This window comes from Acidovorax sp. Leaf78, assembly GCF_001422735.1.
In the GTDB taxonomy this organism is placed as follows: Bacteria; Pseudomonadota; Gammaproteobacteria; order Burkholderiales; family Burkholderiaceae_C; genus Acidovorax.
In genome coordinates, this window is record NZ_LMLZ01000007.1 from 1 (window position 1) to 13,073 (window position 13,073).

Genomic DNA, 13,073 nt, shown 5'->3' on the forward strand with positions numbered 1-13,073 from the left:
GATCGCCGCCGTCAGCGTCGTCTTGCCATGGTCCACGTGGCCGATCGTGCCCACGTTGACGTGGGGCTTGGTACGTTCGAACTTACCTTTTGCCATTTTTCCGACTCCGAAAAAAATCTAAATCAACACAACAGGATCTCGGCGCAACCAGAATCGGACGCACCTGAAAGTGGTGCCCATGGCGGGAATCGGACCCGCGACCTCTCCCTTACCAAGGGAGTGCTCTACCACTGAGCCACATGGGCAGCTTGATGCCACTTGCACGGCATCAAAATTTCTAACTCAACAACCAGCACTACCAAGCGATGGAGCGGGAGACGGGAATCGAACCCGCGTCATTAGCTTGGAAGGCTAGGGTTCTACCATTGAACTACTCCCGCATCGGCTGACAACCTTTGCGACCGCCCTGCGCAAGCAGAACAGCTGACACTCTCAACACTCACTAACTGGTGGAGGGGACTGGATTCGAACCAGTGTAGGCGTAAGCCAACAGATTTACAGTCTGCCCCCTTTAGCCACTCGGGCACCCCTCCGGAGAATTTCGAATTATAGCACTGATTTTTAGCCCGTCTGAAAAATTGTGCGAGGCCGCACAATTTCGAAACCCAAGTCGTTGGACCCAGGTATCTGGCGCGGCTGGCGGGGATCGAACCCACGACCCTTGGCTTCGGAGGCCAATACTCTATCCACTGAGCTACAGCCGCGTGACTGCATCAATACAGCCCGAGATTATCGCATGCAGAGCCATGATCCCCAACAAGATGGACATGTCCGCAAGCAGCGCACCAGCCAAGCCACGCCGTCAAGCGAGCGCACCCGACCCATCGCAGCGAGCCTCGGGCAACGACAGACCCAGGCCGACCAGGAACGCATCGGTGCTGACACGGCCCACCCCCACCAGATCAAAGCCCCCTTCGCTGAGTATCCAGTTGCGGATGAGCCCGTCGAACAGGGCATGCAGGCCCACCGCCGCTTCCGTCGGCGTCATCGGCAATACGACGCCCTGCACTTGCGACGCCAGCTCGAAATCCCGGGCCAGCTGGCGCGTGAACCCTTCGGACGCCGCGATGTGGCGCTCGCGCACGCCCACCATCTCGCTCACGTACTCCACCTTGTACAGCGCCACCTCGAAGACCCTGCGCGTGCGCTCATCAAAGGCCACTCCGCGCAGCACCATCGCCATCACGGCGCGCAGGCGCTGTACCGGGTCGGGGCACGTGCTGCTTTCGAACTCGCCGTAGCCCTGCTCCAGGGGCAGCGTCACGCGGTCCATCATGGCGTTGAAAAGGTCGACCTTGTCCTTGAAGTGCCAGTAGATGGCACCGCGTGTGGCACCTGCGGCCTGGGCGATATCGCTGAGCGACGCCCGCGACACTCCTTTTTCGCCAAAAACCTGCTCGGCAGCATCGATGAGGCTGCTGCGGGTGGCAATGGCATCTTCTTTGGTTCGGCGTGCCATGGTGGCTTGTCTCCTCTGCTCCGTCCGGTCCGAATGCCCCTGCAAGAACGCACGGGCATACACATCGACAATTATACATTCATGGTTGTATGTATAATCGCGCACTTGTTTTGTCGGGTTCTCCGGGGACGGCCCGTGGCCGACCCGCCATCCCCTACAACCCCATTTCCTTGACGCATATCAGAAGGACTCTCATGCGCACACTGCGTGACCCATCCGTCAGCTCCGCCCTCCCCCAGGCCCTTTCGCACCGCACGACGCGCACTTTCGTGGCGGTGAGCGCGGTGGCGATGCTCCTTGTCGCCTGCGGAAAAACCGACGGCAAGGCTGCCGGCGGTGCACCCCCTCAAATGCCTGCGCCCGAGGTGGGAGTTGTCACGGCCACTCCCGGAGATGTGGGGCTGGTCACTGAATTGCCAGGCCGCGTGGAGGCATCCCGCACGGCACAGGTGCGCGCACGCGCGGCAGGCATCCTGCAGCAGCGCCTGTTCAAGGAAGGCAGCGACGTGAAGGCGGGCCAGGCGCTGTTCCGCATCGACCCCGCCCCCTACGCTGCCGCTGCAGAAAGCTCGCGCGCCAGCCTGGCCAAGGCGCAGGCCAATCTGGCGCAGGCCAGTGCCCAGGTGGACCGCTATCGCCCGCTGGTGAGCGCCAATGCCATCAGCAAGCAGGACTTCGTGAACGCCGAAGCGGCCGAGAAGCAGGCGCAAGCCGATGTGGCCGTTGGCAAGGCGGCTGTCCGCACGGCGGAGATCAACCTGGGCTACGCCAGCGTGACCTCCCCCATCTCCGGCCGCATTGGCCGGGCGCTGGTGACCGAAGGCGCACTGGTGGGCCAGGGTGAGGCGACGGCGCTGGCGGTGGTGCAGCAGATCGACCCGGTGTATGTGAACTTCACGCAGTCGGCCAGCGATGTGTTCCAGCTGCGCCGCGCGATGGAGAACGGCCAGCTCAAGCGCGCCGGCGGCGAGGCCGCCAGCGTCAAGCTGGTGCTGAGCGATGGCACCGAATACGCCCAGCCGGGCAAGCTGCTGTTCACCGATCTGTCGGTGGATGCCAGCACGGGCCAGGTCACGCTGCGCGCAGAAGTGCCCAACCCCAAGGGCGAGCTGCTGCCCGGCCTGTACCTGCGCGTGCGCATCGAGCAGGCCCAGGCCAGCAATGCCATCACGCTGCCCCAGCAGGCGGTCACGCGCACGCAGCAAGGCGACACCATCAGCGTGGTGTCCGATGACGGCAAGATCTCGCAGCGCACCATCAAGATCAGCGCCGCACAGAACAACCGCTGGGTGGTGCTCGACGGCCTGAAGGCTGGCGATAAGGTCATGGTGGACGGCTTCCAGAAGCTGCAGATGCTGCCGCCCGGAACACCGGTGAAGCCTGTGCCGTGGCAAGCGCCGGGCGCCGCGCCTGCACAGCCGGGCGCCTCCGCCGCGGCACCGGCTGCGGCAACCGCCACGGCTGCATCGGCTGCTCCAGCCGCATCGGCCGCGGCCTCCAAGCCATAAGAGGCAGCTCAGCATGGCCAAGTTCTTTATCGACCGCCCCATCTTTGCGTGGGTGATTGCGCTGTTCATCATGGTGATGGGCGGCGTCGCCATCACGCAACTGCCGATTGCCCAGTATCCGCCGGTGGCCCCGCCATCGATCGTGATCAACACCGCCTACCCAGGCGCCTCTGCCCAGACGCTCGAGGACAGCGTGCTGTCCGTCATCGAGCGTGAAATGAACGGCTCGCCCGGCCTGCTGTACATGGAGTCCGTGGCCCAGGCCGATGGCTCCGGCAGCATCACCCTGAGCTTCGAGCCCGGCACGAACTCCGACCTGGCCCAGGTGGATGTGCAAAACCGCCTGTCGCGCGCCACGCCGCGCCTGCCGTCCGTCGTGACCCAGCAGGGCGTGCGCGTCGACAAGGCCCGCAGCAACTTCCTGCTGTTTGCCATGCTGGCGTCGGACAACCCCAAGTACACCCCGGTGGAGCTGGGCGACTACGCGGCCCGCAACCTGCAGCCCGAGCTGCAGCGCGTCAAGGGCATCGGCCAGGTGCAGCTGTTCGGCAGCGAAAACGCGATGCGCGTCTGGATCGATCCCGACAAGCTGCGCGGCTTCAACCTGTCTGCCGCCGACGTGACGGCCGCCATCCGCGCACAGAACGCCCAGGTGTCCGCCGGCGTGATGGGCGACCTGCCCAACATCACCGGCCAGGGCATTGCGGCCACGGTCGTGGTCAAGGGCCAGCTGTCCAGCGTGGAGCAGTTCGGCAACGTCGTGCTGCGCGCCAATACCGACGGATCGTCGGTGCGCCTGAAGGACGTGGCACGCCTCGAACTCGGCGGCCAGAGCTATGCCACCTCGGCGCGCCTGAACGGCGCCCCGGCAGTCGGCCTGGGTGTGCAGCTGTCGCCCAGCGGCAACGCGCTGGAGTCGGCCCGCCTGGTGCGCGAGAAGATGGACGAGCTGCAGAAGTTCTTCCCTGAAGGCGTGAAGTACTCGATCCCGTACGACAGCTCGCGCTTCGTGAAGATCTCGATTTCGCAAGTGGCCGAGACCCTGGTCGAAGCCGTGGTGCTGGTGTTCCTGGTGATGTTCCTGTTCCTGCAGAACTGGCGCTACACCATCATCCCGACCATCGTGGTGCCGATTGCCCTGCTGGGCACGTTCGGTACGCTGCTGGCGCTGGGCTTCTCGATCAACGTGCTGACCATGTTCGGCATGGTGCTGGTGATCGGTATCGTGGTGGACGATGCCATCGTGGTGGTGGAAAACGTCGAGCGCATCATGAGCGAAGAAGGGCTCTCGCCCCTGGAGGCCACGCGCAAGGCGATGCGCCAGATCTCGGGCGCCATCATCGGCGTGACCGTGGTGCTGATCTCGGTGTTCGTGCCGCTGGCGTTCTTTGCGGGCTCCACCGGCAACATCTACCGCCAGTTCTCGGCCGTGATGGTCGCGTCGATCGCCTTCTCGGCCTTCATGGCGCTGTCGCTCACGCCAGCGCTGTGCGCCACGCTGCTCAAGCCCGTCGAGGCGGGGCACCACCATGAAAAGCGCGGCTTCTTCGGCTGGTTCAACCGCGTGTTCACGCGCACTGCCAAGGGCTATGAGGGCTTGGTGTCGCGCATCCTGCGCAAAGCGGCGCGCTACCTGGTCATCTACGGCGCCATCCTGGCCGTGGTGGGTGTCGTGTACACGCGCATCCCCACGGCGTTTCTGCCGCAGGAAGACCAGGGCAACATCCTGGTGAACGTTCAGCTGCCGCCCGGCGCCACGCAAGAGCGCACGCTCGAGGCGATGAAGCAGGTCGAAGGCTTCATGCTCAAGCAGCCTGAAGTGCAGAGCATGGTGGGCGTGCTGGGCTTCTCGTTCTCGGGCCAGGGGCAGAACGCGGGCATTGCATTCGTGACGCTCAAGGACTGGGACGAGCGCAAGGACGCCGGCCAATCCGCCAGCGCCCTGGCGGGCCGCGCCTTCGGTGCGTTGTCTACCGTGCGCGATGCGTTCATCTTCCCGCTCAGCCCGCCGGCCATTCCGGAACTGGGTACCGGCAGCGGCTTCTCTTTCCGCCTGCAAGACCGCTCGGGCATGGGGCACGACGCCCTGGTCAACGCGCGCAACCAGATGCTCGGCATGGCCATGCAGAGCAAGGTGCTGACGGGCTTGCGCCCCGATGGCCTGGAAGACGCTCCACAGCTGCAGATCGACATCGACCGTGACAAGGCGCAGGCCTTGGGTGTGGGCTTTGACGCCATCAACAGCGCCATCTCCACCGCGTTGGGTTCAAGCTACGTGAACGATTTCCCCAACAAAGGCCGTTTGCAGCGCGTGGTGGTGCAGTCCGACGCGCCAGGTCGCATGCAGCCCGACGACCTGCTGCGCCTGAACGCGACCAACGCGCAGGGCCAGCCCGTGCCGCTGTCGGCCTTTGCCTCCACCAAGTGGGTCAAGGGTGCGCAGCAGACGGTGCGCTACAACGGCTACCCCGCCATGCGCATCAGCGGCGAGCCTGCCCCGGGCTACAGCAGCGGTGCCGCGCTGGCCGAGATGGAAAAGCTCGCCGCGCAGCTGCCACCGGGCTTCGGCTTCGAGTGGACGGGTACGTCGCGTGAAGAAAAGCAGGCGGGATCGCAGGCGATCATCCTGTACGGCTTTGCCGTGCTGGCAGTGTTCCTGTGCCTGGCCGCACTGTACGAAAGCTGGACCATCCCGCTGGCCGTGATCCTGGTGGTGCCGCTCGGTGTGCTGGGCGTGCTGCTGGCCACGCTGCTGCGCGGGTATGCCAACGACGTGTACTTCCAGGTGGGCCTGATCACCATCATTGGTCTGTCTGCGAAGAACGCCATCTTGATCATCGAATTTGCCAAGGACCTGCATGCCCAGGGCAAGGGATTGGTCGAGTCCGCACTGGAGGCCGCGCACTTGCGTTTCCGCCCCATCGTGATGACATCGCTGGCGTTCGGCCTGGGCGTGGTGCCGCTGTTCATTGCATCGGGCGCCGGCTCGGCCAGCCAGCGCGCCATCGGCACCGGCGTGATCGGCGGCATGATCACCGGCACGGCACTGGCCGTGTTCTTCGTGCCCGTGTTCTTCGTCGTGGTGCGCAGCCTGTTCAAGGGCAGCGCGCGCCAGCAGGAAATGAACCGCCGCCATGCAGAAGAAGCAGGAGTTGGAACCCATGACTAATCACCGCAGCACCCTCACCGCCCTGGCCGCGGCCGCGCTGCTGGCCGGCTGCTCGTTCATCCCAACCTACGAGCGCCCCGCGGCGCCCGTGCCGTCGGCGTACACGACGCTCGGCGCAGACACCACCGGCGCTGCACAAGGCGCGGCCGCCGCCCCGTGGCAGGACTACTTTGCCGAGCCCCGGCTGCGCCAGCTCATCGAAGCAGCGCTGGCCAACAACCGCGACCTGCGCGTGGCGGTGCTCAACATCGAGCAGGCCCGCGCCACCTACCAGGTGCGGCGTGCCGACCAGTACCCGGGCGTGGGCCTGGCCGCCAACGCGACCCGGGGCCCGTCGGCCAGCAACGGCGACCTGACCAACTCGTTCAGCGTCGGCCTGGCCATCTCGTCCTGGGAGATCGACTTCTTCGGCCGCATCGCGAGCCTGAAGGAGCAGGCGCTGGCGCAGTACCTGGCCACCGAAGAAGGCCGCAACGCCGCGCAGGTGAGCCTGGTGGCTGCCGTGGCCAACGGCTGGCTGAACCTGCTGGCCGACGAAGAGCTGCTGGAGCTGTCGCGCCAGACCCTCGCCTCGCGCGAAGAATCGGTGCGCCTGACCAAGATGCGCCTGGACGCAGGCGTTACGTCGGAGCTGGACTTCCGCCAGGCCGAATCGCTGACCCAGGCGGCCCGCGCCACGCTGGCGCAGCAACAGCGCCAGCGCGCGCTGGACGAAAACGCCCTGGCCTTGCTGCTGGGCCAGGCCCTGCCCGACGACGTGCGCGCCAGCCTGGCGGGCAGCCGCCTGGCCAACGCGCCGGCCATGGCGCAGTTGCCCGCGGGCCTGCCGTCCGAGCTGCTCACGCGCCGCCCGGACATCCGCCAGGCCGAGCAGCAGCTGATTGCCGCCAACGCCAACATCGGCGCGGCGCGGGCGGCGTTCTTCCCGCGCATTGCGCTCACCGCGCAGGCGGGCACGGCCAGCAACGAGCTGTCGGGGCTGTTCAAGAGCGGCTCGTGGGGCTTCTCGATTGCGCCGTCGCTGCTGCTGCCCATCTTCGATGCGGGCCGCAACCAGGCCAACCTGGAGAGCGCGCGTGCCGGACGGAGCATCGCCGTGGCGCAGTACGAAAAATCCATCCAGACCGCCTTCCGCGAGGTGTCGGATGCCCTGGCCGGGCAGGCCACGCTGGGCGAGCAGGCCCTGGCCCAGCAGCGGCAGGCCGAGGCCGAGGGCGCCCGCCTGCAGCTGGCCGACCTGCGCTACCGCAACGGCGTATCGAGCTACCTGGACCTGCTGGACGCCCAGCGCTCGCTGTTTGCCACGCAGCAAGCAGTGGTGCAGGTGCGCCTGGCGCAGCTGCAAAACCAGGTGACGCTGTACAAGGCCCTGGGCGGCGGCGCGCCGGCTGTGGCCGACAACCGCTCCTGAGGCGGGCTGCCCCCCCGCGGCCCGCCCATGGCTGCGAGGGGTGCACTCAGGGTTCATCGGGGTGCGCGTGTGCGTCGCGCGGGACTGAAGTTCCTGGGGCCGCAGATATAATTTAAGGTTGATTTCACAAAGCCCCCCGATACACCAGAGGAAGTCATGAGCGACACCCACCACGAAGAAGCGCACACCGGCCCGATCAAGAGCCCCAAGCAACTGCTGCTGGCGAGTTTTTTCTCGTTTGTGGTTCCTATCTTTGCCATCATCGGCCTGGTCATGTACGTCACGTCGGCCGACAAGCCGGCCATGGGTGCGGCCAACCCTGAAAAGTCCATCGCCGAGCGGATTCAGAAGGTGGGCATGGTCGAGGTGCGCGATGCCAACCGGCCTCTGGCAACGGGTGAAGCAGTCTTCAAGGGCCAGTGCGCTGCCTGCCACGCCACGGGCGCTGCAGGGGCTCCCAAGCTGGCGGATGCCGCGGCCTGGGCAGAACGCATCAAGACCGGCTTCGACACCCTGGTGCATTCGGCCCTGAAGGGCAAGGGCGCCATGGCGCCCCAGGGCGGTGGTGACTTCAACGACACCGAAATCGCACGCGCCGTGGCCTACATGGCCAATGCCGCGGGCGCCAAGTTTGCGGAGCCCGCCGCTCCGGCGGCTGCGGGTGCATCGGCACCTGCCGCGGATGCCTCTGCCGCTGCGGCACCTGCCTCGGCTGCATCGCAGTGATCCTCCGCGGGCCTTGCGGCCCGCACACTGTGGCTGCGGCACCACGCTGCGGTCATGGGGGCGAAGGGCGCATGGCCCGTGTGCCTTGAGGGGCGTACGCCGTCACTTCGCAGCCAACCAAAGAGAGCCGACCCACCGAGGTCGGCTTTTTCATGCCCGCGCGGTACGCGCCAGCCCCACTGTTCCCACCATTTCCACTGAGCCCCGCCGCCGCATCAGACCGGCGCTGGTGCAGCCGCCCCGCCGCCGCTGGCAGCCCGGAGCGCCTGGGGGCTCTGGATGTAGCCGTACAGCCCGGCCAGATCGGCTGCCCGTACCTCGCGCGGCGACCACAGTCCCCGTTCCACCGCCTCGGACGCCAGCAGAACATCCAGCGTATGCACCAGGCCCAGGCCCTGGTTTGCGACCAGATAGACGCGGCCCTCTTCGTCGAGCAGGCAATCGAGCGCCGTGGCAGCCTGCCCGGTGTGCGATACCAGCGACAGGTCCGGCTGAATGCGCCAGACGATGGGCGTGACCTCCAGCTCGACATACACCCTCTGCGGCCCGTTCTGAAAGAACCACTGGCCCTGGCCATCGGCCTCGTAATTGCGCTCGATGAACTCGATCAGCTTTTCGTGCTGCAGCAGGGAGCCTTTGGCTTCGGGGAAGGGGCCCGTGGCCTGCACCGCGTCGTCGCGCAGGTACCAGCGGCCCCGCGCGTCCAGCCCCAACCAGCCGTAGCAGTGGGGCACGTTGGGCCATTTGGCGATAGCTTGCTTGACGATGTCATCCATGGGGCGATTGTGCGGCGGGTGTCCAGCCACCGATGTCAGCCTGATTCGCCAGCCAGCCGCCCACGGCGTCGGGCATGCCGCGCACATTGCCGGGCAGCCGCCCCTGCGCAAAGCCCACGTGGCCGCCGTGCGGGGGCTGCCACAGCGTCACGCAGCGGCCGACCTCATGCGCCTGTGGAAGGCTGGCCGCCGGCACGAAGGGGTCGTTGCGCGCATTGACCACCAGCGCCGGCACGCGGATGCGGTGCAGCATCGGCTTGGACGAGGCCCGCAGCCAGTAGTCCTCGGTGTTGCGAAAGCCGTGCACGGGCGCGGTGAAGACGTTGTCGAAAGCGTACAGGTCGCGCGCGGCCAGCAGCGCCTGCCGGTCGAACAGCCCCGGGTGCTGCGCCAGCTTCTGCAGCGCCTTGGGCACCAGTGTGCGCATGAACATGCGGGTGTAGACCTGCCGGTTGAAGCCGCGCCCGATGGCGTGCCCACCGGCCGCCAGATCGATGGGCGAGCACACGGCTGCGACCGCGTCCACGCTGCGTGCGGCGTCCTCGCCCACTTCGGCGGCCCAGCGCAGCAACGCATTGCCCCCCAGCGACACGCCCACCGCCACCAGCGGCCCGGTGTGCGATGCGCGCAGGCGCTGCAGGATCCAGCCGATCTCGGCATGGTCGCCCGAATGGTAGGCCCGCGGGGCGCGGTTGATTTCGCCGCTGCAGCCCCGAAAATGCGGCAGCGCGCAGGCCCAGCCTCGCTCACGCGCGAAGTCAGCGAACGCTTCGCAGTAGTGGCTGCGCGACGAGCCTTCCAGGCCGTGGAACACGACCAGCAGGGGTTGCGGCGCCGCTGTACCGGTGCGGGGGGCACCGCCCACCAGAAAATCCACGTCGATGAAATCGCCGTCCGGCGTGTCCCAGCGCTCGCGCCGGTACTGGGGCGGGGGGCCGAACGCACGGCGGGAGTACAGGGCAGGCCAGATGGTCTGCAGCTGGCCACCGGGCAACCAGCGCGGCGCTACATATTTCATAGCTTAAAACGCTTACCTATCAAGCGGCAGGGCACAAAATCATCTGAATCCACGGCCCGCATCACGGCTCAGTGGAGCACCGGACGCTGCGTGTCCACCACCTGCGCGTCAGGCGCCGTGCCAGGGCTGGCGTGGTGGGCCACCATGCGCCAGCCTTCGGGGGTCTTGTGGTAGACGTTGGTGGCCAGTACCACGGCCTGGTGCAGGCCGTCGGGCAGCATCACCTCGACTTGTTCGGCCACGCTGTGCACGGCGCTGGACAAGGCCACCACACGGTGCACCTGCACCGGCCGGGCCCGCACCGTGCCATGGGCGAACATGGCCTCGAACGCGGCGCGAATCGCTGCAGCCCCCATGAGCCGCGGGCCCCCGGGGTGCACGCAGACGATGTCGTCGTCCTCCGACCAGCAGGACATCAGCAGTTCGATGTCGCCGCGCTGCAGGGCTTCATAGAAAGCGGCCTCGGTGTCATCCGAGGACCCTCCGAGGGTGGCGGCGCTGGGGCGGGGCATGGGGTGAGTGTGGCGTAGGAAAAGTCCGAGGACGACAAGCGTGCTGGGCCCATGGTCGGGCTGCGCGCAGGCTGCTATTGTGCAGGCAACCTGTGCGGCCAACCCGTGCAGTCGACCCCCCAACCGTACAGAGCACCGGGCAGTTCTGCTGGCGCCGGTGTAATGCAGAATCCGCCAAATGGTCGGCACGGCGGTAGCGCTCGCCGGCGCCCTTACCCCTGATATCGGGCTTTTTAGTTCACTTGGTGCACACCTTCATGATGACAAAACGCATTCTTGCCCTGCTCACCGTCGTGCTGGCCCTGAGCGGCTGTGGCTACAACGACTTCCAGCGGCTGGACGAGCAGTCCAAGGCTGCCTGGAGCGAGGTGCTCAACCAGTACCAGCGCCGCGCCGACCTGGTGCCCAACATCGTCGCCACCGTGAAGGGCGAGGCCAACTTCGAGCAGGAAACCCTCACCCGCGTGGTCGAAGCCCGCGCCAAGGCCACGTCGATCCAGGTCACACCCGAGACGCTGAACAACCCCGAGGCCTTCAGCAAATTCCAGCAGGCGCAGGGCGAGCTGTCGAGCGCGCTGTCGCGGCTGATGGTGGTGTCCGAGCGCTACCCCACGCTGCAGGCCAACCAGGGCTTTCGCGACCTGCGCGTGACGCTGGAAGGCACCGAAAACCGCATCACCGTGGCGCGCAACCGCTACATCGAGACCGTGCAGAACTACAACGTGCTGGCGCGCAGCTTTCCGACCAACCTCACGGCCAAGGCCTTCAGCTACGCGCCCAAGGCCACCTTCACGGTCGCCAACGAAGCGCAGATCTCCGCACCGCCCACGGTGGACTTCTCGGCCTCCCAACCCAAGCGCTGACGCCTGCGCGCAGCCACATCAGGGTCAAAAATGCCTCTACCGCTTATCTGGTGGGCGCTGACAGCTATATTTTTAATAGCAACATCGAGCGCCTGGGCCCAGGCTGACAAGGGCCTGCAGCCCGTGCCCGCCCTCACCCGCGCCGTGATCGACCAGACCGGCACGCTCAGTACCGACGACGCTGCCGCGCTGGACGCACAGCTGCAGGCGCTGGAGCGCACCCGCGGCGCGCAGGTGGTGGTGCTGATGGTGGCGAGCACCGCGCCCGAAGACATCGCGGCATACGCCAACCGCGTCGCCAACGTGTGGAAGATCGGCCGCCGTGAGGTGGGCGACGGCGTGCTGGTGGTGGTGGCCAAGAACGACCGCAAGATGCGCATCGAGGTCGCCAAGACGCTGGAAGGCGCCATCCCCGACATCGCCGCGGCACGCATCATTGACGGCGCCATGAAGCCGAAGTTTCAACAGGGCGACTACGCTGGCGGCCTGACCGCCGCGGTAGCCCAGCTGAGCGCACGCATCGCAGGCGAGGCCCTGCCCGCCCCGGAGCAAGGCAGCGAGCCCCAGCGCAGCCGCAGTTCTGCGGGAGGCAGCGGGTTCGACTGGACGGACCTCGCCATCTTTCTGTTCTTCGGCGTGATCGTCGCGGGCCCGCTGGCACGCAGCCTGCTGGGCGGGCGGATGGGCGGCCTGGTCATGGGCGGCGGCGTGGGCGCCGTTGCCTTCTTCATCACCTCCAGCCTGTTGCTGGCCGGCGGCGCCGGCCTGATCGCATTGCTCTACACCTGGCTCTTTGGCGGCCGCAGCGGCCCGGTGATCCACGGCGGCAGCGCGGGCGGCTGGGGTGCGGGCGCTGGCGGCTGGGGCGGCGGTGGCAGTAGCCGCGGCGGTGGAGGTTTTGGGTCAGGGGGCGGTTTCAGCTCGGGCGGCGGCGGTAACTTTGGCGGCGGCGGCGCGTCGGGAGGCTGGTGAACATGGCAGGACATAACCACTCCCTCTGGCACCGCTGCCAGCGCCTGGCCCGCCACCGCTGGGCCGACGGTGCGCTCACGCGGTCTTTCCCTGCCGATCTGATTGCGCGGCTCACCGAGCGCGTCGCGACCAGCGAACAACTGCACACCGGGCAGATCCGCATCTGCGTCGAGGCAGGGCTGCCCCTGTCGTACCTGTGGCGCGGTGCCAGCGCCCGTGAGCGCGCAGTGGCCCAGTTCGGCAAGCTGCAGGTGTGGGACACCGAAGGCAACAACGGCGTCCTGATCTATCTGCTGCAGGCCGAGCACGCCATCGAGATCGTGGCCGACCGGGGTTTGGCAGGCGCCGTGCCGGCCGACACCTGGCAGCGCATGGTGGCCGCGATGGGCGATGCGTTTCGCGCCGGGCGCCACGAGGAAGGGCTTGCCCGCGCCATTTCCGAAGTGTCTGCGCTGCTGCAACAGCACTTCCCTGCGAGCCCCGCGGGTGCTACGGGTGCTGCAGGCAGCACCAGCAAACGCCCTGGCAACGAGCTGCCCGACGAGCCCATCATCGGCCGCAGGGGCTGAAGGCCACGGTTAAGGTTCCACGCCCTGGTGGCAAAGAGAATGCGCGGAATGAGGCGACAGCGGCAGGCGCTCAAACCGCTGGCAGCGCGA

General features: G+C 66.9%; 11 protein-coding genes, 4 tRNA genes and 1 pseudogene. 7 read left to right on the forward strand and 9 right to left on the reverse strand.

What is annotated here, in order from left to right; genetic code table 11:
* The 6 genes from ASF16_RS27095 to ASF16_RS06635 form a co-directional block, all read right to left on the reverse strand.
* Positions 1-96, reverse strand: a 96-nt coding sequence (locus ASF16_RS27095; protein WP_033470817.1) for a GTP-binding protein, incomplete at its 3' end; no start/stop codon positions are given.
* 74 nt (positions 97-170) lie between these two features.
* Positions 171-245, reverse strand: a tRNA-Thr gene (locus ASF16_RS06615).
* A gap of 61 nt (positions 246-306) precedes the next feature.
* Positions 307-380 (reverse strand) — tRNA-Gly (locus ASF16_RS06620).
* Between the two features lie 67 nt (positions 381-447).
* Positions 448-533: transfer RNA gene (locus ASF16_RS06625), tRNA-Tyr, on the reverse strand.
* 95 nt (positions 534-628) lie between these two features.
* A tRNA-Arg gene (locus ASF16_RS06630) sits at positions 629-704 on the reverse strand.
* Between the two features lie 98 nt (positions 705-802).
* Complete coding sequence (locus ASF16_RS06635; protein WP_056164602.1) at positions 803-1,459, reverse strand: TetR family transcriptional regulator; 657 nt, start codon at positions 1,457-1,459, stop codon at positions 803-805.
* A 194-nt stretch (positions 1,460-1,653) separates the two neighbouring features.
* Between ASF16_RS06635 and ASF16_RS06640 the strand changes: the two genes are divergently transcribed.
* The 4 genes and pseudogenes from ASF16_RS06640 to ASF16_RS06655 form a co-directional block, all read left to right on the forward strand.
* Entirely contained in the window at positions 1,654-2,967 is a 1,314-nt protein-coding gene (locus ASF16_RS06640) for an efflux RND transporter periplasmic adaptor subunit (RefSeq protein ID WP_056164605.1), read from the forward strand.
* Positions 2,968-2,980: 13 nt separating this feature from the next.
* Positions 2,981-6,136 carry an efflux RND transporter permease subunit gene (locus tag ASF16_RS06645; protein WP_056164608.1) on the forward strand — a complete coding sequence of 1,052 codons (3,156 nt, stop codon included), beginning with the start codon at positions 2,981-2,983 and terminating at the stop codon, positions 6,134-6,136.
* Positions 6,129-7,547: an efflux transporter outer membrane subunit gene (locus ASF16_RS06650; RefSeq protein ID WP_056164611.1), complete on the forward strand. Its 1,419-nt coding sequence runs from the start codon at positions 6,129-6,131 to the stop codon at positions 7,545-7,547. The genes ASF16_RS06645 and ASF16_RS06650 overlap by 8 nt, the downstream gene beginning before the upstream one ends.
* A 156-nt stretch (positions 7,548-7,703) precedes the next feature.
* Positions 7,704-8,264 (forward strand): annotated as a pseudogene (locus ASF16_RS06655) (cytochrome c5 family protein); the annotation flags it as partial.
* Between the two features lie 224 nt (positions 8,265-8,488).
* Here ASF16_RS06655 and ASF16_RS06660 read toward each other — a convergent pair.
* The 3 genes from ASF16_RS06660 to ASF16_RS06670 all read right to left on the reverse strand — a co-directional run bounded on the left by ASF16_RS06660 (position 8,489) and on the right by ASF16_RS06670 (position 10,579).
* On the reverse strand, positions 8,489-9,049 hold the full coding sequence (locus ASF16_RS06660) for a DUF2946 family protein (protein WP_056164616.1): 561 nt from the start codon (positions 9,047-9,049) through the stop codon (positions 8,489-8,491).
* On the reverse strand, positions 9,042-10,067 hold the full coding sequence (locus tag ASF16_RS06665) for a YheT family hydrolase (RefSeq protein ID WP_056164618.1): 1,026 nt from the start codon (positions 10,065-10,067) through the stop codon (positions 9,042-9,044). The genes ASF16_RS06660 and ASF16_RS06665 overlap by 8 nt, the downstream gene beginning before the upstream one ends.
* A 68-nt stretch (positions 10,068-10,135) precedes the next feature.
* Complete coding sequence (locus tag ASF16_RS06670) at positions 10,136-10,579, reverse strand: nuclear transport factor 2 family protein (protein ID WP_056164621.1); 444 nt, start codon at positions 10,577-10,579, stop codon at positions 10,136-10,138.
* Positions 10,580-10,839: 260 nt separating this feature from the next.
* Here ASF16_RS06670 and ASF16_RS06675 point away from each other — a divergent pair, with 260 nt between their 5' ends.
* From ASF16_RS06675 to ASF16_RS06685, 3 genes are read left to right on the forward strand one after another with little or no spacing between them, the layout of a single operon-like run.
* On the forward strand, positions 10,840-11,442 hold the full coding sequence (locus ASF16_RS06675) for a LemA family protein (protein WP_056164887.1): 603 nt from the start codon (positions 10,840-10,842) through the stop codon (positions 11,440-11,442).
* A 30-nt stretch (positions 11,443-11,472) separates the two neighbouring features.
* Positions 11,473-12,414, forward strand: coding sequence for a YgcG family protein (locus ASF16_RS06680; protein WP_056164625.1), 942 nt, complete (start codon positions 11,473-11,475; stop codon positions 12,412-12,414).
* Between the two features lie 2 nt (positions 12,415-12,416).
* Positions 12,417-12,983: a TPM domain-containing protein gene (locus ASF16_RS06685; RefSeq protein WP_056164628.1), complete on the forward strand. Its 567-nt coding sequence runs from the start codon at positions 12,417-12,419 to the stop codon at positions 12,981-12,983.
* The last annotated feature ends 90 nt before the right edge of the window (positions 12,984-13,073 follow it).